Below are 26,302 nucleotides of genomic sequence, written 5' to 3' on the forward strand. Positions count from 1 at the left end.
TCTCAGCCCCCGGTCGCCGGCGCCGCCGGGCCCAGCACGAGCGCGACGGCCTCGGCGGTGAGCCGGCGGACGGCCGCGAAGTCGCCGGCCGCGATGCGGTCGCGGGGCACCATCCAGGAGCCGCCGACCGCGACGACCGCATCGACGCCGAGGTACTCCCCCACGTTCGCCGGACCCACGCCACCGGTGGGGATGAAGCGCACGTCGCCGAACGGTGCCGCGAGGGCGGCGATCGCCCGGGCACCACCGGACGTGCCGGCGGGGAAGAACTTGACGGTGGTGAGGCCCAGCTCCAGGGCGGCCTGGACCTCGGTCGCGGTGACGGCACCGGGCAGCGCGAGGACGCCGTGCTCGGCGCAGCGCTCGACGACGGCGCGGCTCAGACCGGGTGAGACCACGTAGGCCGCACCCGCGGCGACGGCCTCGTCGACCTGCGCGGGGGTCAGGACGGTCCCCGCCCCGAGGAGCACGTCCCCCCGCGCGGCCATGGCGCGCAGCGCGTCGCCCGCGGCCGGGGTGCGGAAGGTGACCTCGGCGACCGGCAGCCCGCCCTCGACGAGGGCGCCGGCGAGGGGCTCGGCGTCCCGCGCGTCGTCGAGCACGACGACGGGGACCAGCCGCGCCCGGCCGAGCGCGGCCAGCACGTCGGTCACCGCTCCACCACGTTGCGCAGCTCGCCGCCGTCCAGCAGCGCCGCGAGGTTGGCGCTGACCAGGTCGTCGGCGCCGACCGGCCGGCCGCCGGCCGCGTGCGGCGTGAGCAGGAGGTTGGGGGCGTCCCAGAGCGGGGAGTCGGGGGGCAGCGGCTCGGTCTCGGTCACGTCGAGGGCGGCACCGGCGATGCGACCCTCCCTCAGCGCCGCGACGAGGGCGGGCTCGTCGACTGTCGAGCCGCGGCCCACGTTGACCACGTGGGCGTGCGCCGGCAGCGCGGCCAGCCGGCCGGCGTCCAGGGCCCGGGTGGTGCCGGCGGTCGACGGCAGGATCATGACCAGGACGTCGGTCCGCTCGAGCTCGGACTCCAGGTCCTCCTCGGCGACGACGGCGAACCCGGCGCGCTCCCCCGCGCTGCGGGCCACCCCGCGCACCCGGGCGCCCAGCGAGGCGAGCACGGGCGCGAGGGTCTGCCCGATGGCGCCGAACCCCCAGATGAGCACGCGGGCGTCGATCAGGGTGGTCACCGCGCCCTCGGGGTGCAGCGGCTGGAGCCCGCCGAGCTCGCGGGCCCAGCGGTGCTCGGCCTGCGCCCGGGCGGCGGCGGGCAGGCGGCGCACCAGGGCGAGGGTCAGCGCCAGGGCGTGCTCGGTGACCGTCGCGCTGTGCAGGCCCGCGCCGGCGGTGACGACGACGTCCTCGGGGAAGCCGGCGGCGAGGACGGCGTCCGGCCCGGCCGCCAGCGTCTGCACCCAGCGCAGCCGCGGCATCCGGCCGGCGACGGCGGCGAGGTCGGCGGTGGAGCTGCCCCACACGACCATCGCCTCGGCGTCCAGGTGCTCGTCGGGCACGGGGGCCGCGGCGTCGTAGAGGACCGCGTGCACGCCCTCGGGCAGGTCCGGGGCCAGCGGGACGGAGTCGGGCAGCAGGAGCTTCATCCGGGGAGGCCTCTCGTGGGGTCGTGCGGGGACGGTGCCCGAGCCCCATGCCACACCCGGCCGACGAGCGCCGCCACCCCAGCCCGGTCGCCCCGCGGACGGGGGCCGGACCCTGGCCTCCGGCCGCGCCAGGCGCGACCGGCGGGGCGTCAGCCCCGGTAGTTCACGTGGACGTGGTCGAAGTGGTTGGCCGTCACGCCCCCGCGGTCGGCCATCGGCTTCCAGGAGCCGTTGGGCGAGGAGAGCATCCGCTGCTGCCAGATGACGTACTCGACGCCGAGCTCGTCCCAGTGGTCGATGTGGTACTGGGCGATGGCGTCGCCGAGGGCGTCGTCGGACATGACCATGTAGTCGACCGCCAGGCCGGACGGGTGACCACCGGGGTCGGCCGCACTGGCGCGGGTCCCGCCCAGCGTGATGCCGGCGGCGCCCGGCACGTTGGAGACGACCGCGTTGGCGGCCGCCTGCGCGGCCGGCTTGATGCTCCCGGCGGTGTCGGTGATGCGCGCGACCGCACCCGCTGCGGCCGCGGCGGCGCGGGCCGGAGCGGCCGGCTCCGGTGCGGCGGCCTGCGCGGCCGCGGCCTCCGCCTGCTGCCGCGCGGCGGCCTGCGCGGCGGCCTCGGCCTCGGCCGCGGCCCGGGCGGCGGCCTCCGCCTCGGCCTTCTGCCGGTCGAGCACGGCCTGGTCGGCGGCGGCCTGCGCCTGCTGGGCGGCGGCCTGCGCCGCCTCGCGGGTGCTGCGGCTGGCGGCGAGGTCGGCGAGCGGCTGCAGGTCCCGGGCCGCGTCGACCTCGACGGGGACGGACTGGCCGGTAAGCCCGAGCTGGGCGGCGACGCTGACCGACTCCGACGCCCCGGCGTCGGCCTGGGCGGCGGGCTCCGCGCCGATGACGACGTTGGCCACGACCGCGCCGGCCGCGGCGGCGGCCAGGAGGAGGGCCGGGCGACGGCGCGAGGGGGCGATCCGGCCGCGGCGATCGGCGCGGCGAGAGGTGGTGGTGCGGGGGTCCATGGGGTGGGGTGCTCCGGGGGTGCGGGCGCAGGTGCGCACGGGAGGGCGCGGCCTGCGGGGAGGTCGGGGGGAGGACGTCGGCGGTCCTGGGGAGCCGGCCGGTGCGGGACACCACGGAGACGGCGGCAACGCCGGTCGAGCGAGGGTGCTCGGGTGGGTCCGCGGGAGGCGGGTCAGGGACGGCCGCGTGCGATCACGTGCGGGGGTGCGCCCGGAGCCGGCGGTGCCGGGGTGAGGGTGGGCATCCGGCAGGGCTGGGGCACGCCATCCGGCGGCTCTCCGTTCTTCCGATGGCCGCCTACCGAGTTAGCTGACGGGTTCGGGCGGGAAGCGGCCCTGCCCGCTACCCGGACGACGGCCCGGGAGCGGGGTTCACCCCAGTACTGCGGTGGGTCCCCGGCTCGCCCCGGAGGGCGACTCGGCGGCGTCCGCTCGGCTTCCCCGGCAGGGGACGTGAGGACCGGCCGGACCTGACCACCGTAACGGGCGTTATGGGTTTGTGACAATCGCAGCCCGTCGATTCGTCGGGTGATGTGCGTCGCGCCTCCCCCGGTCGACGGCCAGGTGGTGTAGGCGCCGACGATCCGCACGCGCCCCGACGGCGCGCGGCGCGGTAGGGCCCGGTCGCCCGCGGGCGGTCAGGACGAGAGCGCGGGCCGGGTGTCGGCCACCGACGTCCCCATCGCGTTCTCGGGGCCGCCGCTGGGGCCGTCGTCGGAGCCGCACCGGCTCAGCGACACGGTCAGCGTCAGCACGACGACCAGCGCCACGAGGGCCAGCACGACCCACTTCAGCCAGCGGCGGAGGTCGGACGACTTCGGGCCGTCGCCGGTCGGCCCGGGCTGACCCGGCTGGGGATCGGACGCGGTCACGGTGCGCTCCTCGCCGGGAGCGGAGCCCCCGGGTGCTCGGACGGCGGTGCCTGCGGCTGGGCTCCGTACCGGCGACCGTCTACCCGGTCGGGACGCCCCGGACACCCGCGAGGGCGGCCTAGGGTGGGCCCCGTGGAGGTCTGGTTCACCCCGTCCTGCTCCAAGTGCCGCACCGCGCGGGCCCAGCTGGAGGAGGCCGGCGTCGAGTACACGCTGCGCCGCTACCTGGACGACCCGCCGACGGAGGCCGAGCTGCGCGCCGCGCTCCGCGCCCTGCAGCTGGAGCCGTGGGACATCACCCGCATGTCCGAGCCCCTCGCCCGGGAGCTCGGGCTGCGGGACCTGCCGCGGGACGCCGAGGCGTGGATCCGCGTGCTGGCCGAGCACCCGCGGCTCATCCAGCGTCCGCTCGTGCTGACCGACGACGGCCGGGCGTGGGTCGCGCGGGACGACGCGTCGCTGACCGAGGTGGTGGCGGCCGGACGGCGGTCGGGCGCGGGCTCCTGAGGACTCCGGGTCACTGCTGCTCAGAGGCGGTGCGCCGCGGCGGCGGCGAGGGTCCCGAGGGTGTTCGTCGACAGGTGCAGCACGACGGGGGCCAGCAGGCTCCCGCTGCGGAGCCGCAGCCAGGCGAACAGCACCCCGGCGGCGGCCGTCCCGGAGCACAGCAGCGCGACGGCCAGGGCACGGGCGACGGGACCCTCGACCAGGTCGTTGGCCGCCAGGCCGCTGAGCGTCGGCCGGACGTGCCAGACCCCGAAGACCGCCGCGGACACCGCGACCGCGCCGCGGACGGGGAGCACCCGCCCGAGGACGGCCAGGAGCACGCCGCGGAAGGCGACCTCCTCCCACACGACGGTGCCCAGCGGGATCCGGACGAGGACCTGGTAGGCGATCTCGCCGCCGTCGGCCCCGGCCACCCGGGCGTCGCGCACCAGCGGCCGCAGGGCGGGGACGACGACGGCGACGGCGTACCCCGAGGCCACCAGCGCCGCGGGGACCCCGCCCCAGCGGAGCCCGGCACCCAGCCGTGACCGCGCCAGGCCCAGGTCGGCCCAGGACAGCCCGGCGGCACGCGCAACCGCCAGCAGCACGCCCGCGGCGGTCAGGTTGGCCGGGACGTAGGACGCCGGGGCCCCGGGCAGCCGGGTCACGACGAGGTTGTTCCAGGTCCCCAGCAGCAGCACCAGCCCGGCGGCGAGGGCCAGCGCCCCGGGGCGGTCGCGGGCCCCGGTCGGCACCTACCGCGCCTGGTCGGTGAGCAGCCGCCGCAGCCCCGCCACCGGCGCCCGCAGCGACCACCACGCCAGCCGCACCGGCACGCCGGCCGCGGCGCGGACCCCACGCGCGCAGAGGCGCAGCAGGTCGGCGTACTCGGCCGGCCGCGGCCTCTCCGCGGCAGCGGTCCGCTTCGCCCGGTCCGGAGCGGGCGCCGACTCGGCCGGGGGCGGCGTCGCCGGGACGATCAGGTCGACCGTCGTCCGCCGCCGCGGACCCCGCAGCGACTCGAACGACGGGATCGCCGGCGACGGCGGCCCCTCCTCCTCGTCCGGCTCGATGCCCGCGGCCACGGCCTCGGTGTGCACCTCGGCCTCCGACGGGGCCGCGGCACGGGGCACGCGGGCGACCGGTTCGGGGACGACGTTCCGGATCGCGGCGATCATGCCCGGGCCGAGACCGCCGATCGCCGCGAGGTCGCGCCGGGACAGCCGCGCCAGGTCCTCGGTCCTGGTGACCCCCGCACGCAGCAGCGCGGTGACCGCCCGGCCGGGCAGGCCCAGCTCCCGGATCGTCCCCGCCGGGACTCCTCCCGACGACTCGATCGACATGCGGCTCAACCTATCCCCGTCCCGTGCCGCCCACTCATGGACTCCCGTCCTGCGCGGCGGACCGACGCCCTGTCAGGTGCGGGTGAAGGTGCCCAGCCCGGTGCGGTCGTAGAAGTCGAGCCGGACGGTCGCGGCCGAGCCGCCGTCCACCGTGAAGACGGCGCCGGCCGTCCCGTTGGCGTTCTCGCCGATGGTCTCGAAGGTGAAGGTGTCCCCGGAGTGGTGCGTCAGGGCGAAGGTCGTCGGCCGGTCCGGCGGCCCCATCGACATCGTCAGGGCGCCACCGTCGGCGGCCACGGTGAGCGGGCCGTAGTAGGAGTTGGCGTAGGTCCCGGTGTAGGCCTCCAGCGGCCGGGCCGTCACCGGGTCGGCGGCCGGCTGCGTCCAGTCGGTCTCCGGAGCGTCGGCCTGCTCGATCTGCTCGAAGACCGCGGCGGTGAAGGTCAGCCAGTCGACCGTGGGTTCGCCGTGGTTGGCGACGTCGAAGAACCCGGCGGCGATCGCCTCCGGGATGCCCTGCGGGCGCCCGTTGGTCAGCACCACGATGCCCAGCTGCTCGCCGGGGAGCATCAGGACGGTCGTGGCGGCGCCCAGCGCGAACGCGCCCGAGTGGCCGATCTGCAGCCGGCCCTGGTCGTCGTAGGAGACGTTCCACCCGAGGCCGTAGAAGCCGGTGCGGGCCTCCGGGGTCGCCGGCGGGCCGGAGACCGAGTGCGGGACGCGGGTGACGTCGAGTGCGGCCGGGTCGATGACCCCGGTGCCGGCGTGGACGCCGTTGCCCAGCTGCAGGCGGATCCACTCGGCCAGGTCACGGACCGACGAGCTCGCCCCGCCGGCGGGCGCCTCCGCGTCGGCGTCCCGGGTGTACCGGGCCGCCCAGGTCCCGTCTCCGGTCGGCACGTGGATGGCGGCCCGGTTCGGCGCGGCCTCGTAGTCCTCGTGGCGGTAGCTGGTCGAGGTCATCCCCAGCGGGTCGAAGAGGACCTGCCGGGCCAGGTCCTCCCACGGGGTCCCCGCGGCGACGGCCGCGGCCTCCCCGGCCGCCGTGTACCCGAAGTTGCTGTAGTTGTAGCTGGACCGGAACGGGTCCAGCGGCTGCTGGTCCAGGTGGTCGAGGATGTACCGCCGGTCCCACCCGAGGTCCTCGAGCAGGTCACCCGCCCCGGTGTGCAGGCCGCTGCGGTGCGACAGCAGGTCGGCGAAGGTCGCGTGCTCGCTGACGTAGGGGTCGCTGAGCGCGAAGGAGGGGTCCGACGCCCGGACCGGGTCGTCCCAGCCGATCGTCCCCTGCCCCACGACGCCGGCGATCACGGTGGACGCCAGCGGCTTGGACACCGAGGCGAGCTGGAAGACGGTGTCCGGGTCGACCGTCTCCGGCCGGCCGACCTCGCGGACCCCGAACCCCTCCGAGTACACGACACGGTCGCGGTGGACCACGGCGACGGCCACACCCGGCACCCCGGTCCGGTCCATCGCGTCGGTCACCAGCCCGTCCAGCGCGGCCACCGCGGTGTCCACCTGGTCCTGGGTCAGCAGCGGTGGTACCGCGGCCGGGGGCGCGGGGGGCAGTGTCGTGGACGCCGCCGGGGCACCGACGGGACCGCCGGCCGCCGCGCACGCCGCGGTCAGCGCCGTCATCGTCGCGACCGCGGCGGCCGAGCCGGCCCTGTGCAGCGGTCGTCGGCTGCGGTCGCGGGTGCCTGCGGAGGAGGTGTCGGACACGGTCCACGGTCCAGACTGGCACCCGCAGCAGAGGGTGCCCGGTCGTGAGCGCCACGGGCGGGGCCGGCGGGGCACGCGGCACGCGGGGCGCCCGTGGTGGGGCGGGACCGTAGCCCGGCACGGACGCGGGTGTCGAGGTCCAGCCGGACCGGACCCCGGCCGCCGCGCCGCACGCGGGGGTTGCGCGCGTGTGCCGCTACAGGGGGCGTCCGGCGCACCCCTGCCGCGTGTCGGCCGGGACGACCCTCCGCGGCGCGGGCGAGGTCCCCAGCCGCGCACCGGCGTCCCGTGCGCTCAGCCGGCGTCGGCCCAGGACCGCACCACGGCGACGTCGAGCGGGAAGTCGACGGGGAACGCGCCGAACAGCAGCCGGCCCGCCTCGGCGGCGGCCAGCCGCACCGCGGCCACCACGTCGTCGGCCAGGTGCTCAGGCGTGTGCACGACGACCTCGTCGTGCAGGAAGAAGACCAGGTGGGGTCGCTGGTCGACCGTCCCGGTGCCGCCCAGCCGCCACAGCCGGTTGCGCAGGTCGGCCAGCCAGCACAGCGCCCACTCGGCACCGGTGCCCTGGACGACGAAGTTGCGGGTGAACCGGCCCCAGGCGCGGCGGGCCCGGTCCCGCTCCTCCCGCGGAGCCCCCTCGTCGAACGGCTCGCCGAGGTCGACCGACCGCTGCGCCCACGCGCCGTCCGGCGCCGGGGAGCCCCGGCCGAGCAGGGTGTGCACCACCTCGCCGCGCTCCCCCGCGCGGGCGGCCTCCTCCACCAGGCCGATCGCGCGGGGGTACCGGCGGGCCAGCCGCGGCATCATGCGGCCGCTCTCCCCGCGGGTGCCGCCGTACATCGCCCCGAGCATCCCGACCTTGGCCTCGGCGCGGGTCGCCACCGCGCCGGCGGCCACCATGCCCTGGTAGAGGTCCGACGACCGGGCCGCCTCGGCCATCGCGGCGTCCCCGCTCATCCCGGCGAGCACCCGCGGCTCCAGTTGGGCGACGTCGGCGACGACGAACCGCCAGCCGTCGTCGGCGACCGCCGCGGGGCGGACCTGGACGGGCACCGACAGCGCACCCCCGCCGTTGGACGCCCACCGCCCGGTCACCACGCCCCCCGGCACGAACACCGAGCGGAACCGGCCGTCGCGCACCCAGGTGTCCAGCCAGTTCCAGCCGTTGGCCGTCAGGAGCCGGGACAGCCTCCTGTACTCCAGCAGCGGCGGGACGACGGGGTGGTCGAGCTGCTCGAGGGTCCAGGACCGCGTGTCCCGCACCGGCAGCCCGGCGTCCTGCAGGGCCCGCAGCAGCGCGCCGGGCGAGTCGGGGTTGAGGTCGGGCACGCCCAGCGCCCGGCGCACCTCCCGGGCCAGCGCCTCCAGCCCCGACGGGCGGCCCCCGGCCGCCGGCCGCGGACCCAGCAGGCCGGCGAGCAGCCGCTCGTGCACGTCGGCCCGCCACGGCAGCCCGGCCCAGGTCATCTCGGCGGCCGCGAGCGCGCCCGAGGACTCCGCCGCGACCAGCAGGCCCAGGCGCGCCCGCTGCGCCGACGCGGCGAGCACCGCCTGCTGGCGGTCGTGCTCGGCGACCGGGTCGAGGCGGTCGGCCGGGTCGTCGAGCGGGAACAGCGCCGGGTCGGCCTCCGTCACGGGTTCCAGCGCGTCCCACCCCGGCGACTCCTCCCCGCGGAGCAGCGAGGAGTCGGCGAGCGGCGACCTCCGGAGGAGCGCGTGGCCCAGCCGCAGGTCGGTGCAGCGCTCGACCCGGACGCCGGCGGCCAGCAGCGCGGGGTACCAGCGCGTGGTGTCGTCCCACACCCAGCGGACCGGCGAGGACTCGCGCTCGCGGACGAACCCGGCGAGCTGTCCGCCGGGCACCGCGGTGACCGCGACCGGCGTTCCCTCGTCGGTGCACTCCCGCGCCTCCACGACGCCCTCGCCGCGGCGGACGAGGACGACCCGGTTCACCCCGGCAGTCTCCCCGAGGGGTGCGACGGAGGCCGGGAGGCCGGGACCTCAGGCGTCGGCGACCCAGCTGCCGTGGAAGCCGAGCGGGACCCGCGCCGGGAGGTGCACCCGCGCCACCGGGTCGCCGGTGAAGTCCTGCGCGGCGAGGACGACGAGGTCGGTGGCGCCGCGGTCGGGGTCGTGGACGAAGGCGAGGACGTAGCCGTCGTCCTCTGCCGCGTCCGGGGACGACGGCGCGAACACGGCCTCGCCGACCGTGGCGTCCCGGCCGAACGGGTGGGCCTCGACGGTCCCGGCGGCCATGTCGTGCTTGAGCAGCGCGTTGGCGAAGGCGCCGTCATCGAACAGGCCCGCCGGGTGCACGGTGGCCGGGCTCAGCTCACCCACGGCGACGCTGTAGCCGTAGCGGTGCGGCCGGGAGACGACCCGCTCGTCGACCCGCGGGAACTCCTGCTCGCGGTCGTCGAGCCGCACCGCGGACACCCGGCCGGCCGCGGGGTCGACGGTCCAGCGGTCCAGGGTCAGCGGTCCCTGACCGGACAGCGCAGACAGGTCGTAGGCACCCTCGTACCGGCACACGTCGACGACGACGCGACCGTCCGCGTCGTCGAAGGCGTTGAGCGTGTGGAAGACCCAGCACGGGTCGATGTCGACCCACCGGACCTCGCGCACCGCGCCGTCCCGGGGCAGGAGGCCGATCCGGGCCGGGTGGGAGGCGTTCCAGGCGTAGGGCAGCCGGACGCCGGCCATCGCCGCGGACAGGTCGAAGGTGACCGGCAGGTCGAGCAGGACCACGTACCGCTCGGTGAGGGCGAAGTCGTGCACCATCGGCCCGTCGGCGACGGGGACGTCGGTGGTGCTGCTGACCCTCCCGTCGGGGCCGACGACGACGTGCTGGAGGTGGTCCCACCCCCAGTAGTAGGCGACCGCGTGCAGGTCGCCGGTGCGCCGGTCGAGCTTGGTGTGCGCGGCGTAGCCGCCGGGCAGGGTGCCGTCGAAGTCGCAGGGGCCCACGGTCTCCAGCTCGTCGGAGAGCTCGTAGGGCAGCGGGCCGGCCTCGACGGTGGCGAGGGTGCGCCCGGCGTGGGCGATGACGTGCGTGTTGGCGGCGAAGTCCGAGTCGGCGTGGACGGGGCCGCCGGCCCACTCCTCCCCCAGCGCCCGGGCCATCTCCCGCGAGCGGACCCACCGGTTGCGGTACCACTCGGCCCGGCCGTCCCGCAGCCGCACGCCGTGCACCATGCCGGGGCCGAGGAACCAGTGCTGGACCGGTTCGTCGAGGCCCAGCGGGTTGGGCCCGTTGCGCAGGTAGCGTCCGGAGAGCTCGGCGGGCAGGCGGCCGGTCACCGGCAGGTCGAAGGCCGTGACCTCCTCGGTGACCGGGGCGAAGGGTCCCTCGAGGAAGCGGCCGCCGTCGGAGGTGGGCTGGTCGAGCATCGTCTGTGTCCCCCCGGGGGGTCGTCGGCTCGGGCGTCCGGTGCGATGCTCGCCCGCACGCCCCGCCGCCGGACAGGGCCCAACCGCCCTGCCCCGGTCCGCCTGGACCACACCGTCGTCGCCGCACGCGACAGGCAGCGGTCGGCGGCCTCCCTCGCCGACGTCCCGGGCCTCGCGCCGCCGACGAGCGCCGGGCCCTCCGCCGTCGTCCGGCTCGACGACGACGTCTCGCTCGACGTCCCGGCGGCCGGGGCGTCCGCTGGCACGAGCCCGACGGCCACGTCCTCGAGATCACCACCCGGCCGTACGGCGGCTGACCCCCCGTGCGGGGTCACGTTGGCGGGCGGGGCGCACCCGAGGTACGCCCCGGGGCCCCGCCCACGGGCAGTCTCCGATGGACCGGGCCGTCTCGCAACAGATGTCTAGGACGTCTGCCGGGGTGCGGTCGTAGGGTCGCGGGGTGACGTCGGAGTACCGGGAGCTGTTCCCGTCCGGTGCGGCCGCGGCCGTCGTGGCGTGCGTCTGGGAGCAGCGGACGGCGGCCGACCACGTCCAGCTCGTCGTCCCCGACGGCTGCCTCGACGTCATCTCCGGAGGCGGGCGCGACCCCGTCGTGGCCGGAGCCGACACCGGTCCCCGCCTGGTGGCCCTGCCCGCGGGCACGCTGCTGACCGGCGTCCGCCTCCGCCCGGGGGCGGCCGGCCCGGCGCTGGGCGTGCACGCGGCGCAACTGCGGGACCGGGAGGTCGAGCTCGCCGACCTGTGGGGCGAGGCCGCCCGACAGCTGGGGGCGGCACTGGCCGGCGCGGGCCCGGCCCGTCGTCGCGCGCTGCTGCTGGAGGCCGTGCTCTCCCGGCGGGCGGCTCCCGACGCCCTGGTCGCGGCCGCCGCCCGCCTGCTCGCCGCGCCGCGCGCGCGGGTCGCGACGGTGGCCGCCGAGCTGGGGGTCACCGAGCGCCGGCTGCACCGGCGGACCCTCGCCGCGGTCGGCTACGGCCCCAAGCAGCTGGCCCGGGTGGGGCGTCTCGCCCGGCTCCGCGCCCTCCCCCACCCCGACCTGGCCGGCCGGGCGCTGGCCGCCGGCTACGCCAGCCAGTCGCACATGACCGACGAGGTCCGCCGGCTGACCGGGACGACCCCTGTCCGATTCCTGGAAGACGGCGGTCCGGCCGCTCCCTAGCGTGCGCAGCATGCCCGTCGACGTCGCCGCCGCCGAACGGTTCGTGCTCGACACCGCCCGCCTGCTCGACCGGCACCGCCTCGCCGTGCTGCTGCACGGGGGCCCCGTCGAGCCGGTCCTCACCGCCCTGCGGGCCTACCGCAACCCCGACGGCGGTTTCGGCCACGCCCTGGAACCCGACGTCCGGGACCCCGCCAGCCAGCCGGCTGCGGTGCTGCACGCGCTGGAGGTGCTCGCCGAGGTCGGGGCGCTCGACGACCCCATGGTCGCCGGCGCCGCGGAGTGGGCGGCGCGCACCGCGCGCCCCGACGCGGCGCTGCCCTTCGTCCTGCCGAGCGCGGCCGGCGCGCCGCACGCACCGTGGATGGCGCCGGACGGCGGTCCCTCGTTCCTCACCCTGGCCGTCGTCGCGCTGCTCACCCGGGCGGGCGGGGACGGCGCCTGGCTGGCCGACGCCACCGGCTGGTGCTGGTCGCGGGTCGAGGCCCCCGCGGAGCTGGGCGCCTACTGGGTGGAGTTCGCACTCGACTTCCTCGACGCCGTCCCCGACGACGACCGCGCCCGCGCGGCGGTCGAGGGGCTCCGCCCGGCGATCGGGCCGGACGGGACCATCCCGGTCCCCGGGGGGACGGAGGGCGAGCACCTCACCCCGGTGGAGCTCTCCCCCCGCCCGGGCCTGCGCAGCCGCGCCCTGTTCACCCCCGGGCAGATCGAGGCCGACCTGGACCGGCTGGAGGCGGGGCAGCGCGCGGACGGCGGGTGGGAGTTCTCCTGGCTGGCCTGGTCGGAGGGCCAGCGGGTCGAGTGGCGGGGCGGCGTGACGCTCCGGGCGCTGCAGACGCTGGCCGCGCACGGCCGGCTCCCGGCGACGGGCTGAACGCTCGCCCTCGTCCCGGTGGGCGCACGTGGGCAGACTCCGCACACCGCGGGACCCCCACGACGCAGTGCGGAGGACGACCGTGTCCGACGACCTCGCCTACGCCCCCGCCACCGAGCTCGCCGCCCGGATCAGGCGCCGCGACCTCTCCCCCGTGGAGCTGCTCGACGCGGTGGTCGACCGCATCGAGGCGCGCAACCCGACCCTGAACGCGCTGGTGTTCACCGCGTTCGACGAGGCGCGCGACCGGGCGCGGGAGGCCGAGCGGGCCCTGACCTCCGGCGAGGCCCTCGGCCCGCTGCACGGCGTCCACACCGCGCTCAAGGACCTGTTCGACTTCGAGCCCGGCTGGCCGGCGACCTTCGGCGGCGTCCGCGCACTGCGGGACTTCAGCGTGCCCGCCCGGTGCACGTACGCCGAGCGGATGGAGGCCGCCGGGGCGATCCTCGACGGCAAGACCAACAGCCCGGTGATGGGCTTCCGCGGGACCTGCGACAACCCGCTGTTCGGCCCCCCGCGCAACCCGTTCGACACCACGAAGAACACCGGCGGCTCCTCCGGCGGCAGCGCGGCCGCGGTCGCCGACGGGCTGCTCCCCCTGGCCGAGGCCACCGACGGCGGGGGCTCCATCCGCATCCCGGCGTCCTGGTGCGGGCTCTACGGGTTCAAGGCCTCCTACGGCCGCGTGCCGCAGATCTCCCGGCCCAACGCCTTCGGCTCGCTCAACCCGTTCCTCTTCGAGGGCGCGCTGACCCGCACGGTCGACGACGCCGCCCTGGCCCTCGACGTGCTGGCCGGCTACGACGACCGCGACCCCTTCGCGCTCGACGACCCCACCACCTTCGCCGGCGCTCCCCGCCGCTCGATCCGCGGCCTGAGGATCGCCTACAGCCCCGACTTCGGCGGCTTCCCCGTCGACCGCCGGGTCGCCGCGGTCGTCGCCGATGCGGTGCGCGTGTTCGAGGAGGCCGGCGCCGTCGTCGAGGAGGTCGACCTGCGGTTCGACGCCGACCAGCGTGAGCTCAGCGACCTGTGGTGCCGGCTGATCGCGCCGCTGAACATCGAGGGCCTCGAGGGGCTGGCGGCCCTGGGGGTCGACGTGCTCGGGGAGCACCGCGACGACTCACGCCGGAGTACCTGCGCTGGATCGACGAGGGGTACCGGCTCAGTGCGCTCGACGTGCTCCGCGACCAGCGGGTGCGCACCGCCGTCCACGACCGGGTGCAGGAGGTGCTGCGGACCTCCGACCTCCTGGTCACGCCCACCCTCGGCGCGCTGCCGGTGGACAACGCCACGGACGGCAACACCGTCGGTCCGAGCAGCATCGAGGGCGTCGAGGTCGACCCGCTCATCGGCTGGTGCCTGACCTACCCGGTCGACTTCACCGGGCACCCGGCCGCCTCCGTCCCGGCCGGGGACGTCGACGGGCTGCCGGTCGGCATGCAGCTGGTCGCCGCCGCTACGGCGACGCCGACGTGCTCGCCGCGAGCGCGTGGGTGGAGCGCCTGCGCCCCTGGTCCGACGCCTACGCCCGCTGCGCCGCCCGACCGCTGCTCTGAGCCCGGCCACGGCAGGACCTCGCCGGGGCGTCGGTGCGGCCGGGGCCGGGTAGGGGCACGACCTCGACACCGACAGAGAGGGGAACGACATGGACGTCGGAGGTCTCGGCGACAAGGCGAAGGACGCCCTCAACAGCGAGCAGGGCGAGCAGCGCAGCGACCAGGCGCTGGACAAGGCCGAGCAGTTCGCCGACGAGAAGAGCGGCGGCAAGTTCGACGCGCAGACCGACAAGGCCGGCGACCTCGCCGACCAGCGCATCGGTCAGGAGGGCGGCGCCTGACCCGCCGGTGAGGTGGCGGGCGGCCGATCCGGGCCGCCCGCCGCCCCCGCCCCGACGGCGTCCCGCGCCACGCTCGGAGGCATTGCCATCACCGCCGGCCGGTTGGAGGCTGCCCCGGAGGCTCCCGAGCCGACGGAGGCGCGCCATGCCGGCACCGACCGACCACGAGCTGTTCGACCTGGGGGACCTCCCCCTCCAGTCCGGCGGGACCCTGCGCGGGGCGAAGCTGGCGTACAAGACCTACGGCAGGCTGGCCGACGACCGGTCGAACGTGATCCTCCACCCGACCTGGTTCAGCGCCTGGCACGACGCCAACGAGTGGACCATCGAGCCGGGTCTGGCGTGCGACCCGGACCGGTACTTCGTCGTCGTCCCGAACCAGCTCAACAACGGGCTGTCGTCGTCCCCGAGCAACACACCGCCCCCGTTCGACGGGCCGCACTTCCCGCCGGTCACCTTCCACGACCAGGTCGAGGCCCAGTACCGGCTGCTCACGGAGAAGTGGGGCATCGAGTCGCTGGAGCTGGTCCTGGGGTCCTCCATGGGGGCGGGCCAGACCTACCAGTGGGCGGTCAGCCACCCCGAGATGGTCAAGCGCGCCGCGCCGATCGTCGGGTCACCGCGGACCAGCGAGCACAACCAGGTGTTCCTCAAGAGCCTCCGGGCGACGCTGACCCTCGACCCGGCGTTCCGCGGCGGGCACTACTCCGCCGACGCCCCGCCCACCGCCGGGCTGCGTGCCTTCGCCCGGATCTACGCCGGGTGGGGGCTGTCCCAGGCGTTCTACTGGCAGCGCGAGTACCGGGAGATGGGCTACTCCTCGCTCGAGGACTTCCTCGTGGGCTTCTGGGAGGGCTTCTGGCTCGACCACCGCGACCCCAACAACCTGCTGGCCATGCTGTGGACCTGGGAGCACGGGGACGTCGGCCGGACGCCCGGTTTCGACGGGGACACCGAGGCTGCGCTGCGGTCCATCCGCTGCCCGCTGGTGTCGATGCCGGCCCGGACCGACCTGTACTTCCCGCCCGAGGACGAGCAGTGGGCCGCGCAGTTCATCCCGAACGGCGAGGTCCGGGTGATCGACACGGTCTACGGGCACTTCGCCGGTCTCGGCGTGCACGCCCCCGACAACCAGTTCATCGAAAAGACGCTGCGCGAGCTGCTGAGCCGCCCGGCCTGACGGCGGCGGACGGCGGCCTGACGTCGGCGGACGTCGGTCGCTGCTGCGACGATCGCGCCGTGCTGCTCAGCGACGTCCTCGCCGCGTCCACCGCGGTCGCCGCCACTCGCTCCCGCACGGCGAAGGCCGCGGCGATCGCCGACCTGCTCCGGCGGGCCGGTGCGGACGAGGTGCAGCCGGTCACCGCCTGGCTCTCCGGGGAGACGCTGCAGGGGCGGCTCGGCGTGGGCTGGCGGACCCTGTCGCAGCGGGCGCACGACCCCGCGCCGGTCCCGACGCTGACCGTCACCGGTGTCGACCGGGCGTTGACCGACCTCGCCGAAACGACCGGTCCCGGCTCCGCGGCCCGTCGCGACGCCGTCCTGGGTGGCCTGTTCACCGCGGCGACCGCCGACGAGCAGCGGTTCCTCGTCCGGCTGCTCACCGGGGAGCTGCGCCAGGGCGCGCTCGAGGGCGTGGTGCTCGACGCGGTGGCCGCGGCCGCCGGCGTCCCGGCCGCCGAGGCCCGCCGGGCCTTCATGCTCTCCGGGAGCCTCCCGGCGACCGCCGCGACCGCCCTGGCCGGCGGCGTCGACGCCCTGGCCGCCGTGCGCCTGCGGGTCGGCCGGCCCGTGCGGCCCATGCTGGCCAGCCCCGGCTCCTCGCTCGACGCCGCCCTGGCCGACCTCGGCGAGGACGTCACGGTCGAGTACAAGCTCGACGGCGCCCGCATCCAGGTGCACCGGGACGGCGACGTGGTCCGGGTGTGGACCCGCACGCTGCGCGAGGTGACCGACGGCGTGCCCGAGCTGGTGGAGCGCGTGCGGGCGCTGCCGTGCACCACCGCCGTCCTCGACGGGGAGACCCTCGCGCTGGACGACGACGGCCGCCCGCGCGCCTTCCAGGACACGATGAGCCGCTTCGGCAGCGACGGCGGCGAGGACGTGCTGCTCAGCCCGTTCTTCTTCGACCTGCTCCACCTCGACGGGGCGGACCTGCTCGACGAGCCGCTGCGCGTGCGCCTCGACGCGCTCGCCGGGCTGCTCGCCGCCGAGGCGCACGCCCCGCTGCGGATGCCCGGCGTCCGCCGTCCCTCGCCGGGCCAGGCGGCCGAGGTGCTCGACGGGGCGCTCACGGCCGGCCACGAGGGCGTGGTCGTCAAGGCCCTCGACGCCCCCTACGCCGCCGGTCGGCGCGGCCGGGCGTGGCAGAAGGTCAAACCCGTGCACACCCTCGACCTGGTCGTGCTGGGGGCCGAGTGGGGGTACGGGCGCCGCTCCGGGAAGCTGTCGAACATCCACCTGGGGGCCCGCGACCCCGACGGCGGCGAGCCGGTCATGGTGGGCAAGACCTTCAAGGGCATGACCGACGAGCTGCTGGACTGGCAGACCCGGACCTTCCCCGAGCTGGCCCGGGAGCGCCCGGACTGGGGCGTGCTCCTGCGGCCCGAGCTGGTCGTCGAGATCGCCCTGGACGGCGCCCAGCGCAGCCCCCGCTACCCCGGCGGCGTCGCGCTGCGGTTCGCCCGCGTGCTGCGCTACCGCCCCGACAAGACCCCGGCCGAGGCCGACACCGTCGACGCGGTCCGCGCGCTGCTGGCCGGCGGCTGACCGGGCGGACCCGCCCCGGCCGCCGTGCCCTGACCGCGTCAGTGGTCGGCGCTGGAGCGCAGTGCGGCGCCGCCGTACTCGCGCAGGTGCGTCACGGCCAGCACCCGGGTCATCGGGTAGAGCTCGACGTCGGCGTCGTCGGTCAGCTGGTCCACGACGGTGAGCCAGCCGGGTGGCCCGAACCGGACGACCCGGCCGGGCAGCTCGACCGGTCCTCCCGGGTCCTCGGCGTCGCGCACCACGACCCGCGCCTGGTACAGGTGGCGGTCGTTGACGGTGGTGATGTCCATGGGGTCACCCTCCTCCCGCAGGCGCTCCGCACGGGACCAGCGGCGCTCAGCGGCGGAAGAACAGCCGGATGGCCGTGCCCGCGGACCCGGAGGCCACGGCGACGTCGTCGGCGACGCCCCAGGCCAGCCACATCCCGCGCGCACCGGCGGGGTCCTCGTCGGGCGGGACGTAGCCCAGCGTCTCGTCCGGCAGCCCGGGCCCGGCGTCGGCCACCTCGACGACGAGGGTGTCCCCCTCGGCCCAGGCCGACACGGAGGCGAACGCCGCCACGCGCAGCGCGTTGGTCACCAGCTCGTGCACGGCCAGGACGACGTCGTCGGCCCGGGTCGTCCACCCGGCCGCCGCCGCCGTCGCGGCGAGCCGGCGGGCCGGCCCCGGCGCGGTCACCGCGACCGGGGGTGCCCCGGCCGGCCGCTCGCGCCACGCCGGCTGGGCCGACCGGATGAAGTGCCGCGGGTCCTCGTAGGCCGCGGCCGGGACGGGAGCGCCCGTCCCCCAGGTCAGCGGGTGGGTGCGGGCGACCGCGTCCAGCACGTCGGGCGACAGGCGCTGCCGGTCGTGCAGGCACAGGCTGTAGTAGGGCATCGAGGTGTAGCAGCGGTTGGCGACCGCCTCGAAGCGGCTCCACTCCCGCCCGTCCTCCGACGCCAGCCACACCGGCTCGGCAGCGAGCCGCCAGGTGGGCACCGACGCCCGCAGGGCACGCAGGTCCCGGTCGTAGGCGTGCAGCGTCTCGTGCCCGCCCCGCCACCAGGTCTCGGCCGGGGCGAAGGTCGCCAGCCGCTCCACGTCCGGTCCCAGGTGCCCGGCGAGCACGGTGCGGACCCGTTCGCCCGCGACGACGAGCACCGGCTCGCCGCGGGAGAGCCCCTCGAGCACGAAGGGCACGACGCGGTCCAGGACCTCCTGGTCGGTGGCGAAGGCGAAGGCCTCGTGGGCGAAGCCCGATCCGTCCCAGTCGCCGGTCGGGCGCACTGCCGACACGTCGGCCCCCCTCTGTCGTGGGCCGGGGCGAGGAACGGGTCACCCGACACCCGGCCCGTGCCCTCGACGCTACCCCTGCCGTCCCGGAGCGGAACAGCTGCGTCCGGTACGTCCGGGACGGCAGGGAGCCGGTGTGCCGAGGGGAGCGGCGCTCAGGCGGCCTCGGCCCGGCCCGACCCGCGGGCGGGGTCCCGGGGCTCGGGCGGGGACCCGGCAGCTCCGGGCGCCGGGTTGTCGCGGTCGGCCAGCGCGCCGGCGAGGTGCCAGGCCGTGCAGTCGGCACAGCTGGCGATCCAGACGGAGCGGGCGTGGCGGGAGCAGGGAGTGCGCAGTGCCATGGTGGTTCTCTCTGATGGCCGGGTCGGACCACCGGCCGGTGGTTGGACCCCTGCACAACACGCGCCGGCGGCCGCGTCATCCGGGGTGTGCCGGGAACCACGCGGCGCCGACGCGTCGGTGCTCGGCGCTCCCCGTGCGCCTGGTCGAGCGGCTGGACCCGCGGGGCCGTTCGGCCGACGACCGGCTGGAGACCCACGTCCTCGGCTGAGGCCGCCTACTCCGCCAGGTCGGCGCGCACGCGGGGGTCGAGGTGGGCCAGCGCCCGGCGCAGCTGGACGCGGCCGCGGTGGATGCGGCTGCGCACGGTGCCCAGCTTGATGCCCAGGGTCGCCGCGATCTCCTCGTAGGTCAGTCCCTCGATGTCACACAGCACGACTGCCACCCGGAACTCCGGCGACAGCGCGTCCAGCGCCGCCTGCACCTGCGGGTCCAGGTGGGTGTCGGCGTAGACCTGCTCGGGGCTGGGCGCGGTGCCGGGCAGCCGCTCGGTGTCCTCCGGCAGCGCGTCGAACCGGATCCGCTGCCGGCGCCGCACCATGTCCAGGAACAGGTTGGTGGTGATCCGGTGCAGCCAGCCCTCGAAGGTGCCCGGTGAGAAGTCCGCCAGCGAGCGGAACACCCGGATGAAGGTCTCCTGGGTGAGGTCCTCGGCGTCCTGCGGGTTGCCCGACAGCCGGTAAGCCAGCCGGTAGACCCGGGCGGAGTGCTCGCGCACGACCTGCTCCCACGTCGGCGTCACCCAGCCCTCGGCCTCGACGGACGGCGCGACGGTCGACAGGTCAGCAGTACTCACGGTAGGGGGCCTCCGCCACACGGTCGGCAGGTCTCCCCCGCCCGGTGGTCTCCCGGGCCGACGCGCCGGACCTGGTGGCAGGTCGTACTGACGACGCTTCGTGGAGGGGTACTCCCCTACGCCGTCCATGGTAGCGCAGTGACCAGCACCGGCCGCCGGCCTGCCGCGCCGCGTGGCTCGCGCGCCGGCTCAGTCCGTCCGCCAGCGGATCTCGACCGCCGTCCAGGTGGTGACCCGGACGTCGGCACCGCCGGCGGGCGGCGGCAGGCCGCGGGCCACCGACGGCGGCGTCCGGACGGGCCCGACCGGCCGGCCGGGGCCGGCCAGGGAGCGGACCACCCGGCCCACGACCGCCGCGGCGACCGCGTACGCCGAGGCCCGCAGCACCGGCCCGGTCGTGAGGACCCGCGCCACGGGCAGCCTGCGCACCCCGGCGAGCGCGCGGGTCGCCGCCCGCAGCGGGGTCGGCGGGGACGGGGCGGGGACGGCCCCCGCGGACCCCGCGCGGGCCGTCCCCTCGGAGGTCACGTGCACCCCGGCCGGTCAGCAGACCTCGAGCACCCGCTGGTCGCGCCCGGCCCCGGCCGGCTGCCCGGCGTGGTGGGCGGCGTCCGCGCGCGCCGGTGGGTCGGCGGCGGGCACGGGAGTCGCCGGCCGCCGGGCCGCCCGCACGCCGTACCCGCCGGTCACGACGATGACGACGCAGACCGCCACGTACGCCCACAGCCACGGGTCGCCCGGGTCCACGTCCGTCCGGTACCGGGCGAGCACTCCCAGCTGGAGCGCCCCGAACGTGGTGTAGGCCACCGCCGGCACGAGCAGGCGGTGCAGGTCCCGTTCCCGGATGACCAGCGCCGCACCGATCCCGAGGGCGATCAGCCAGGCGCCGATCACCTGGCTGCTCAGCGGCATCAGGTCCCACGGCCAGAAGCGGGTGACCGGTTCGGACTCGTGGTGCACCGCCAGCCCGCCCAGGAACAGCGCCAGGCCGGCCGCCGCGAGGACCGCGCCCTGGACGCCCAGCAGCCGGGTCAGCCACCGGGGCATGCCGCGGCCGACGCTCCGCACCGGACGCCGGCCGACCTCCTGGAGGACGACGACGGCCCCGGAGGCCACCGGGACGACCAGGTAGACGACCAGCCAGAACCACGCGGCCGCCTGGCCCGCGCCCTCCCCGTGCACCAGGTGCATCCGGTGCGCGTGGATGAGCGTCGCCACGAGGGTGAGGACGGTGAACACCGCGACCGTGATGACGGCGACGCGGATCTCGCCCCACGTCCGGCGCCGCAGCGCCAGCAGCGAGAGCGCCGTGCCGGAGGCGTAGGCCGCACCGAGGAACGCCGCGGTGAGCTCCATCTTGATGCTCCACGCGAAGTTCGCCTGCGCGCGTTCGGGCGAGACCAGCAGGGCGAGGACGGCGAGCAGGGTGAGCGCCGAGAACGCCCGCAGCAGCCACCGGGTGCCGGGACGGATGTCCGACACGCGGGGGTCCCGGCCCGGACGCAGCGGCGTGTCCGCCTCTGGTGCGACGCGGGTGACCGCGGCCATGTCAGCTCCTCCGGACTCCGAACGGTGTGAGCGCTCTCACTCTGGCCGTTGCCGCACCCCGGCACATGACCAGGACTGGCCCACTTGCGCTGGGGCCAGGCATGGTCAGTTCTGACCATGCCGGGCCGCGCCGCAGATCGGCTAGGCGTGACGGGCCCAGACCGACGCGCCGTGCCAGTCGATGGCGACGACGGGCTCGTCCCCGACCACCCACGCGTCGTGGCCCGGGGGCAGCGACGTCACGTCGCCGGGACCGGCCTCGAGCTCGGTGCCGTCGGCCATGACCACGTGGATGCGGCCCGAGATCTGGTACTGCTGGTGCGGCGCCTCGCACAGCTCCGTCCCGGCCACGGGCCGGACGTGCTGGGACCACCGCCAGCCGGGCTGGACGGTGATCCGCCCCACCTGGGCGCCCCCGCTCAGGTTCAGCAGTTCGAGCCGCCAGTTCTCCCCCTCCCGGACCTCGTCCGGCTGGTCGAACGTGGCGTGCTCCAGAGGCTGGGTGTCCATGGCTCCTCCTCCCGGTGTCGGGTGTCCGGGCACTGTCGTTGTCCTCGCGTCCCGGCGCACGGTCAACGGGTACCGCACCGTCCGGCCTCTCGGGCACGCCGCCGCGGGGGGTGGTCACGCCGGGCGGACGACCGCGTGCCGGGTCCTGGTCACGCCGCCGCGAGCGGAGCAGGCTGACGAGGTCCGGTCGGGGCACCCGCCCGCGGCCGGTGCCCACCGACCGGCGACCGCAGGGAGCCTCCGTGCAGCCCTTCGACACCACCCCCGACGACCTCGACGGCGAGAACGACTCCGGCGTCCTGGACCCGGAGGACTCCCTCGACGACCGGGGCGTGGACCCGCTCGACGAGGGCTGGTCCCCGGCCGAGCGGCCGTGGGCCGTCGACGACTGGGGCACGACCGGGGAGGAGGAGGGAGCCGGGGAGGGGCTGGACCGTCGACTGGCCCGCGAGCTCCCCGATCGCGCGGACCCGGGCGGGGACGGGCTGGGGGACGCCTCCGACACCGACGGCGAGCTGCTCGACGACGAGGTCGGGGGTGTGCGCGCCGGGCGGCTGGTCGAGGAGGACGAGGGCATCGGGTCCGACACCGAGTCGGAGCTGGTCGCCTCCGACCGGGGCATCGACGGGGGTGCGGCGTCGGCCGAGGAGGCCGCCGTCCACCTGGTCGACGAGGACCGCGAGACCGACGAGACCCTGGTCGGTGACTCGTGACCCGGACCGACGACCTGGTGGTGCAGCTCGACCGGTCCTTCTTCGCCGATCCGCACGCGGTGTTCGCGACGCTGCGGGAGGAGCGGCCGGTGGTCCGGGCGCGGACGCCGGTGGGCCTGCCCGTCTGGCTGGTCACCCGCTACGAGGACGCCCGTGCGGCGCTCACCGACCCGCGGCTGTCCAAGGACGGCGCCCGCTTCGCCGAGGTCCTCGACTCCTCCCCCGTCCCGCCGGAGCGGCGGGTGGTCTTCGCCCGGGAGCTGACCCGGCACATGCTCAGTTCCGACCCGCCCGACCACACCCGGCTGCGCAAGCTGGTGGGGCGGGCGTTCACCGTGCGGGCCATCGCCGGGCTGCGCCCGCGGATCGAGCAGATCGCGACGGACCTGGCCGACGCGATGGCGGCCGGGCCCGCGGAGGTCGACCTGCTCGACGCCTTCGCCTTCCCGCTGCCGATGAGCGTGATCTGCGAGCTGCTCGGCGTCCCGGACCGCGAGCGCTCGGCGTTCCGGACGTGGTCGAACACGCTGCTGGCCTCCGACGACGCGACCGCCGAGCGCACCAGCGCGGCGTCGTCGATGGCGGGGTACCTGGCCGCGCTCGTCGAGGAGAAGCGCGCCTCCCCCGGGGACGACGTCCTCTCGGCCATCGTCGCGGCGTCGGAGGACGCCGACCGGCTCTCGGCCGAGGAGACGGTCGCGATGGCCTTCCTGCTGCTGGTGGCCGGCCACGAGACCACGGTCAACCTCATCGGCAACGGGGTGTACGCGCTGCTGCGCCACCCGGAGGCGCTCGCCCGGCTGCGCGCCGACCCGGACCTGACCCCCCGCGCGGTCGAGGAGTTCCTCCGGTTCGACGGGCCGGTCGACCTGGCCACGTTCCGCCACACGGTCGAGCCGGTGGAGATCGCCGACACGACCATCCCGGCCGGGGAGGTCGTCCTCGTGGCCCTGTCCTCGGCCAACCGGGACCCCGGCCACTTCCCCTCCCCCGACGCCCTCGACCTGGAGCGGGACGCCGGCGGCCACCTGGCCTTCGGCTTCGGCCTGCACCACTGCCTGGGCGCGCCCCTGGCCCGGCTGGAGGGGGACGTCGCGTTCCGGACACTGGTCGGCCGCTTCCCGGACCTGGCGCTGGCCGCCGACCCGGACCAGCTGACGTGGCGGTCGAGCATGCTCATCCGCGGGCTGACCCGCCTGCCGGTACGGCTGCACGGCTGAGGCTGGACGGCGGACCTACGGCCCCGGGGTGACCAGCCCGCGGCTGCCGTCCACGGTGAGCTGCTGGCCGGTGGTGATCCGCGCGGTCGCGCCCGGGACGCCGACCACCGCCGGGATGCCGTACTCGCGGGCGACCACGGCCCCGTGCGAGTTGGCCCCGCCCATCTCCATGACCAGGCCGCCGGCGGTGAGGAACAGCGGCGTCCACCCGGGGTCGGTCGAGGGCGCGACGAGGATCTCGCCGGGCGCGAGGAACGCCCCCGTCGGGTCGAGCACGACCCGCGCCGGGCCGGTCGCCGTCCCCGCGGAGGCCGCGGTGCCGCGCAGCGCGCCGTCCGCCCCCGGCCCGGGCAGCGCCGCGGCCTCCGGCTCGCTGCCGTCGCTGAGCAGCACCCGCGGGACGTGCCGCCGGGCGGTCTCCCGCTCGAGGTCGCGGCGTCGCCGGACGACGAGGTCGCGCACGTCCCGGCCGTCGAGGGCGGCGGCGACCTCCCCCAGGTCGAGCAGGAACACGTCGTCGGCCCGGGCGAGGACGCCGGCGGCCGCCAGGTCCGCACCGATCTCGCGCAGCTGCGCCCGCGCCTGGCCGAGCACCAGCACGATGTCGTACTTCGGGAGCTCGCGGAGCCCGGCGAGCTGCCGCGTCCGGTCCAGGGCGAGGCCGACGACCCGCCCGCGGAGGGCGCCGCGGCGCCGGGCCCGCGCGGTGAGCGTGGCGACCATGGCCTCGGCCTCCGCGGCGCTGCGGGCGAACACCGCGTCGGGGGCCGCGGCGGGGTCCTCGAGCCGCAGGTAGTTGGCGAGGACGCCGAGGACGTGGGTGGGGTCCTCGCCCCAGCGCGGCACCCCCAGGTCGATCTCGGCGACGGCGCGGGACCCGTGGCGGTCGAGGAAGCCGCGCAGCCCTCGGTCGAGGACCTCGGGCAGGGTGCCCTCCCGGGAGCGCTCGGCCAGCACCGCCGCCGGCGTCGCCCGGAGCACCTCGGCGGCCTCGCCGTCGCCGCGGACCGCTGTCGCCAGCTGCCACAGGGCGAGGTCCATCTCGGTGGTCACGTTGTGCGGCAGGCCCCGCAGGACCGTCGCGAGGTCGCCGGGGCGGGCGTCGGGTCCGAGCAGCCTCCCCGCGAGGGCGAGCGCCGCGAAGCCGGTGGCCGCCGGCGGGGCGATCCGCGGCGCCACGGAGGGAGCGACGTCCAGCAGCAGGCGGACGACGACGTCCAGCCGCTCCCGGGCAGTCGCGCCCTCCCCCGGCAGCGCGCGCTCCCGCAGCCGGGTGCCCAGGCGGTCGACCCTCCGGCGCGCGGCCGGCGGGCGCACGATCGCCTGGGCGACCTGCAGTGGGATGCCGTACCGCGCCGCGATCCACGCCAGCCGGCGGACCACCGGACCCCACCCGGAGACCACCGACAGCCGCGGGTCGTCGAGCAGGCCGCGCAGCACGGTGGCCGACCGCGCCTCCATGACGTCGAGCACGCGGGGGAAGACCGCCCGTCCGGCGGAGTTGCGCAGGGCCACGCTGACGTCGAGGAACAGCCGCCCGGCGGCGTCACGGACCCGCGGCGGGCCGGCGACCGGGTCCGCCGGCGGGCGGCCGTACAGGCGGGCGACGGAGGAGGCGACCACGCGCATGGCCGACAGGCCCATCGGGGTCAGCGGCCGGGTCAACCCCTGCGCGAGGCTGAAGCAGAACCACACCCGCAGGGGGCCGTCGGTCGCACCCGCGTCCGGGACCGGGAACAGCGTGGTGATCGGGCGGGCCTGGGTGAGCCACAGCGTGCCCGCCGCGTCGATCGCCCACTCGGTGTCCTGCGGCCGGCCGAAGTGCTCCTGGACGCGGCCGCCCAGCCGGACCAGGGCGCGCAGCTGCTCGTCGTCGAGGCTCGCCGCGGTCGACGCCTCGCGCTCGACGGTCTCCGTGCCGCCACCCGTCCGCGGGCGGACGACCAGGCGCTTGGCCCCCAGCCGCCGCTCGAGGACGCTCCCGGTGGCGCTGTCGAGCACGAAGTGGTCGGGGTCGACCGCGCCGCTGACCACGGCCTCCCCCAGGCCAGGGCTCGCGTCGACGACGGTGTGCCCGCGGTGCCCGGTCACCGGGTCGGCGGTGAACAACACGCCGGCCACGGCGGCGTCGACCATCCGCTGCACCACGACCGCGAGCCGCACCCCGGCGGGGTCGATCCCGTTGCGCAGCCGGTAGACCACCGCCCGCTCGGTGAACAGCGACGCCCAGCAGCGGTGGACGGCGTCGAGGACGGCGTCGGTCCCGACGACGCCCAGGAAGGTGTCCTGCTGGCCGGCGGCGCTCGCAGAGGGGAGGTCCTCGGCGGTGGCCGACGACCGGACGGCCACCGGGTCGGACCCGCCGAGGTCCCGGAGCGCGGCGGTGACCGCCTCGGCCACCGGCGGGGGCATCGGCGTGGCCAGGACCCGCTCCCGGGCCTCGCGGGCCAGGCGTGCGGCGGCGGCCTGGTCGTCGGGCGGGCAGGCGGCCAGCCGCGCGACGACGTCGGCGAGGTCGGCCGCGGCGGCGACGTCGTCGTAGGCCCGGGTGGTCACGCAGAAGCCGTCGGGCACCGGCAGGCCCGCGCGGAGGAGTTCGCCGAGGTTGGCGGCCTTGCCCCCGGCCAGGGCCAGGGACGACGCGTCGAGGTCCCGCAGCCGCACGACGGTCGGCGAGCCGATGGCCGGGGTGCCGGTCTGCTGCGGTGCTGCGCCCATCGCGACGTCTCCCGCCGTCCGCGCCGGTGGAGGAGGGTGCGGACGCTACTCCCGATCCGGTCGCAGCGGGCAGGATCGCTGCGACGTCCAGGCGAGGAGG

25 protein-coding genes, 2 pseudogenes and 1 riboswitch are annotated in these 26,302 nt (G+C 76.8%); of the genes and pseudogenes, 10 read left to right on the forward strand and 17 right to left on the reverse strand.

The genetic code is table 11. The annotated features are described in order from the left end of the window. Positions 1-2: 2 nt before the first annotated feature. From eda to ACI79I_RS11585, 4 genes are all read right to left on the reverse strand, one after another. The gene (gene eda, locus ACI79I_RS11570) at positions 3-653 is read right to left on the reverse strand and encodes a bifunctional 4-hydroxy-2-oxoglutarate aldolase/2-dehydro-3-deoxy-phosphogluconate aldolase (protein WP_456992484.1); all 651 of its coding nucleotides are present in this window, start codon (positions 651-653) and stop codon (positions 3-5) included. Continuing rightward, positions 650-1,591, reverse strand: coding sequence for a phosphoglycerate dehydrogenase (locus tag ACI79I_RS11575; RefSeq protein ID WP_456992485.1), 942 nt, complete (start codon positions 1,589-1,591; stop codon positions 650-652). Before ACI79I_RS11575 ends, eda begins: the two co-directional genes overlap by 4 nt. Before the next feature lie 149 nt (positions 1,592-1,740). Continuing rightward, entirely contained in the window at positions 1,741-2,604 is an 864-nt protein-coding gene (locus tag ACI79I_RS11580; RefSeq protein WP_456992486.1) for a hypothetical protein, read from the reverse strand. A 280-nt stretch (positions 2,605-2,884) separates the two neighbouring features. Next, positions 2,885-3,038: riboswitch (cyclic di-AMP (ydaO/yuaA leader) on the reverse strand. 204 nt (positions 3,039-3,242) lie between these two features. Then, positions 3,243-3,476: a hypothetical protein gene (locus ACI79I_RS11585; RefSeq protein ID WP_456992487.1), complete on the reverse strand. Its 234-nt coding sequence runs from the start codon at positions 3,474-3,476 to the stop codon at positions 3,243-3,245. A 132-nt stretch (positions 3,477-3,608) separates the two neighbouring features. On the opposite strand from ACI79I_RS11585, the gene ACI79I_RS11590 reads away from it, so the two are divergent. Then, positions 3,609-3,983 carry an ArsC/Spx/MgsR family protein gene (locus ACI79I_RS11590; protein WP_456992488.1) on the forward strand — a complete coding sequence of 125 codons (375 nt, stop codon included), beginning with the start codon at positions 3,609-3,611 and terminating at the stop codon, positions 3,981-3,983. A gap of 20 nt (positions 3,984-4,003) precedes the next feature. On the opposite strand, the gene ACI79I_RS11595 is transcribed toward ACI79I_RS11590, so the two are convergent. From ACI79I_RS11595 to ACI79I_RS11615, 5 genes are all read right to left on the reverse strand, one after another. Further along, the gene (locus ACI79I_RS11595; RefSeq protein ID WP_456992489.1) at positions 4,004-4,717 is read right to left on the reverse strand and encodes a CPBP family intramembrane glutamic endopeptidase; all 714 of its coding nucleotides are present in this window, start codon (positions 4,715-4,717) and stop codon (positions 4,004-4,006) included. Further along, entirely contained in the window at positions 4,718-5,305 is a 588-nt protein-coding gene (locus tag ACI79I_RS11600; protein ID WP_456992490.1) for a hypothetical protein, read from the reverse strand. It abuts the gene before it with no gap. Between the two features lie 72 nt (positions 5,306-5,377). Continuing rightward, positions 5,378-7,027 (reverse strand): serine hydrolase, encoded by a 1,650-nt coding sequence (locus tag ACI79I_RS11605; protein WP_456992491.1) that lies wholly within the window; start codon positions 7,025-7,027, stop codon positions 5,378-5,380. Positions 7,028-7,321: 294 nt separating this feature from the next. Next, entirely contained in the window at positions 7,322-8,983 is a 1,662-nt protein-coding gene (locus ACI79I_RS11610) for a bifunctional 3'-5' exonuclease/DNA polymerase (RefSeq protein WP_456992492.1), read from the reverse strand. A gap of 48 nt (positions 8,984-9,031) precedes the next feature. After that, positions 9,032-10,420, reverse strand: coding sequence for a carotenoid oxygenase family protein (locus ACI79I_RS11615; RefSeq protein ID WP_456992493.1), 1,389 nt, complete (start codon positions 10,418-10,420; stop codon positions 9,032-9,034). A gap of 460 nt (positions 10,421-10,880) precedes the next feature. Between ACI79I_RS11615 and ACI79I_RS11620 the strand changes: the two genes are divergently transcribed. From ACI79I_RS11620 to ACI79I_RS11650, 7 genes and pseudogenes are all read left to right on the forward strand, one after another. Further along, a complete protein-coding gene (locus tag ACI79I_RS11620) occupies positions 10,881-11,600 on the forward strand; it encodes a DUF6597 domain-containing transcriptional factor (RefSeq protein WP_456992494.1) in 720 nt (239 codons plus the stop codon). 10 nt (positions 11,601-11,610) lie between these two features. Beyond that, on the forward strand, positions 11,611-12,477 hold the full coding sequence (locus ACI79I_RS11625) for a hypothetical protein (RefSeq protein WP_456992495.1): 867 nt from the start codon (positions 11,611-11,613) through the stop codon (positions 12,475-12,477). 217 nt (positions 12,478-12,694) lie between these two features. Continuing rightward, positions 12,695-13,414: pseudogene (locus tag ACI79I_RS11630) on the forward strand (amidase); the annotation flags it as partial. Between the two features lie 242 nt (positions 13,415-13,656). Further along, positions 13,657-13,878 (forward strand): annotated as a pseudogene (locus ACI79I_RS11635) (amidase); the annotation flags it as partial. Positions 13,879-14,125: 247 nt separating this feature from the next. Further along, a complete protein-coding gene (locus ACI79I_RS11640; RefSeq protein WP_456946801.1) occupies positions 14,126-14,317 on the forward strand; it encodes an antitoxin in 192 nt (63 codons plus the stop codon). A 145-nt stretch (positions 14,318-14,462) separates the two neighbouring features. Further along, the gene (locus ACI79I_RS11645; RefSeq protein WP_456992496.1) at positions 14,463-15,497 is read left to right on the forward strand and encodes an alpha/beta fold hydrolase; all 1,035 of its coding nucleotides are present in this window, start codon (positions 14,463-14,465) and stop codon (positions 15,495-15,497) included. Between the two features lie 59 nt (positions 15,498-15,556). Further along, positions 15,557-17,086: an ATP-dependent DNA ligase gene (locus ACI79I_RS11650; protein WP_456992497.1), complete on the forward strand. Its 1,530-nt coding sequence runs from the start codon at positions 15,557-15,559 to the stop codon at positions 17,084-17,086. Between the two features lie 38 nt (positions 17,087-17,124). Here the strand turns inward: ACI79I_RS11650 and ACI79I_RS11655 are convergent, their stop codons facing one another. The 7 genes from ACI79I_RS11655 to ACI79I_RS11685 all read right to left on the reverse strand — a co-directional run bounded on the left by ACI79I_RS11655 (position 17,125) and on the right by ACI79I_RS11685 (position 21,551). Next, the gene (locus ACI79I_RS11655; RefSeq protein ID WP_456992498.1) at positions 17,125-17,376 is read right to left on the reverse strand and encodes a hypothetical protein; all 252 of its coding nucleotides are present in this window, start codon (positions 17,374-17,376) and stop codon (positions 17,125-17,127) included. Between the two features lie 46 nt (positions 17,377-17,422). Then, positions 17,423-18,361, reverse strand: coding sequence for an anti-sigma factor RsbA family regulatory protein (locus ACI79I_RS11660; RefSeq protein ID WP_456992499.1), 939 nt, complete (start codon positions 18,359-18,361; stop codon positions 17,423-17,425). Between the two features lie 152 nt (positions 18,362-18,513). Next, entirely contained in the window at positions 18,514-18,699 is a 186-nt protein-coding gene (locus ACI79I_RS11665; protein ID WP_456992500.1) for a hypothetical protein, read from the reverse strand. 215 nt (positions 18,700-18,914) lie between these two features. Continuing rightward, the gene (sigE, locus tag ACI79I_RS11670; protein ID WP_456992501.1) at positions 18,915-19,493 is read right to left on the reverse strand and encodes an RNA polymerase sigma factor SigE; all 579 of its coding nucleotides are present in this window, start codon (positions 19,491-19,493) and stop codon (positions 18,915-18,917) included. A gap of 189 nt (positions 19,494-19,682) precedes the next feature. Continuing rightward, positions 19,683-20,021, reverse strand: a complete 339-nt coding sequence (locus tag ACI79I_RS11675; RefSeq protein ID WP_456992502.1) for a hypothetical protein — start codon at positions 20,019-20,021, stop codon at positions 19,683-19,685. Positions 20,022-20,036: 15 nt separating this feature from the next. Next, positions 20,037-21,041, reverse strand: coding sequence for a hypothetical protein (locus ACI79I_RS11680; RefSeq protein WP_456992503.1), 1,005 nt, complete (start codon positions 21,039-21,041; stop codon positions 20,037-20,039). A 141-nt stretch (positions 21,042-21,182) separates the two neighbouring features. Next, on the reverse strand, positions 21,183-21,551 hold the full coding sequence (locus ACI79I_RS11685; RefSeq protein WP_456992504.1) for a cupin domain-containing protein: 369 nt from the start codon (positions 21,549-21,551) through the stop codon (positions 21,183-21,185). A 242-nt stretch (positions 21,552-21,793) separates the two neighbouring features. Between ACI79I_RS11685 and ACI79I_RS11690 the strand changes: the two genes are divergently transcribed. After that, positions 21,794-22,264 carry a DUF5709 domain-containing protein gene (locus ACI79I_RS11690; RefSeq protein ID WP_456992505.1) on the forward strand — a complete coding sequence of 157 codons (471 nt, stop codon included), beginning with the start codon at positions 21,794-21,796 and terminating at the stop codon, positions 22,262-22,264. Next, on the forward strand, positions 22,261-23,484 hold the full coding sequence (locus ACI79I_RS11695) for a cytochrome P450 family protein (RefSeq protein WP_456992506.1): 1,224 nt from the start codon (positions 22,261-22,263) through the stop codon (positions 23,482-23,484). Before ACI79I_RS11690 ends, ACI79I_RS11695 begins: the two co-directional genes overlap by 4 nt. 15 nt (positions 23,485-23,499) lie before the next feature. Here ACI79I_RS11695 and ACI79I_RS11700 read toward each other — a convergent pair whose 3' ends face one another. Further along, entirely contained in the window at positions 23,500-26,202 is a 2,703-nt protein-coding gene (locus ACI79I_RS11700) for a PEP/pyruvate-binding domain-containing protein (RefSeq protein ID WP_456992507.1), read from the reverse strand. Positions 26,203-26,302: the final 100 nt, after the last annotated feature.

This window comes from Geodermatophilus sp. SYSU D01105, from assembly GCF_054050095.1.

Excerpts from the sequence above, each read along its gene's own strand:
- ACI79I_RS11685 (WP_456992504.1), bottom strand. The coding sequence starts at position 21,551 with ATGGACACCCAGCCTCTGGAGCACGCCACGTTCGACCAGCCGGACGAG.
- ACI79I_RS11615 (WP_456992493.1), bottom strand. The coding sequence starts at position 10,420 with ATGCTCGACCAGCCCACCTCCGACGGCGGCCGCTTCCTCGAGGGACCC.
- ACI79I_RS11580 (WP_456992486.1), bottom strand. The coding sequence starts at position 2,604 with ATGGACCCCCGCACCACCACCTCTCGCCGCGCCGATCGCCGCGGCCGG.
- ACI79I_RS11645 (WP_456992496.1), top strand. The coding sequence starts at position 14,463 with ATGCCGGCACCGACCGACCACGAGCTGTTCGACCTGGGGGACCTCCCC.
- ACI79I_RS11680 (WP_456992503.1), bottom strand. The coding sequence starts at position 21,041 with ATGGCCGCGGTCACCCGCGTCGCACCAGAGGCGGACACGCCGCTGCGT.
- ACI79I_RS11600 (WP_456992490.1), bottom strand. The coding sequence starts at position 5,305 with ATGTCGATCGAGTCGTCGGGAGGAGTCCCGGCGGGGACGATCCGGGAG.
- ACI79I_RS11640 (WP_456946801.1), top strand. The coding sequence starts at position 14,126 with ATGGACGTCGGAGGTCTCGGCGACAAGGCGAAGGACGCCCTCAACAGC.
- ACI79I_RS11665 (WP_456992500.1), bottom strand. The coding sequence starts at position 18,699 with ATGGCACTGCGCACTCCCTGCTCCCGCCACGCCCGCTCCGTCTGGATC.
- ACI79I_RS11575 (WP_456992485.1), bottom strand. The coding sequence starts at position 1,591 with ATGAAGCTCCTGCTGCCCGACTCCGTCCCGCTGGCCCCGGACCTGCCC.
- ACI79I_RS11625 (WP_456992495.1), top strand. The coding sequence starts at position 11,611 with ATGCCCGTCGACGTCGCCGCCGCCGAACGGTTCGTGCTCGACACCGCC.
- ACI79I_RS11700 (WP_456992507.1), bottom strand. The coding sequence starts at position 26,202 with ATGGGCGCAGCACCGCAGCAGACCGGCACCCCGGCCATCGGCTCGCCG.
- ACI79I_RS11655 (WP_456992498.1), bottom strand. The coding sequence starts at position 17,376 with ATGGACATCACCACCGTCAACGACCGCCACCTGTACCAGGCGCGGGTC.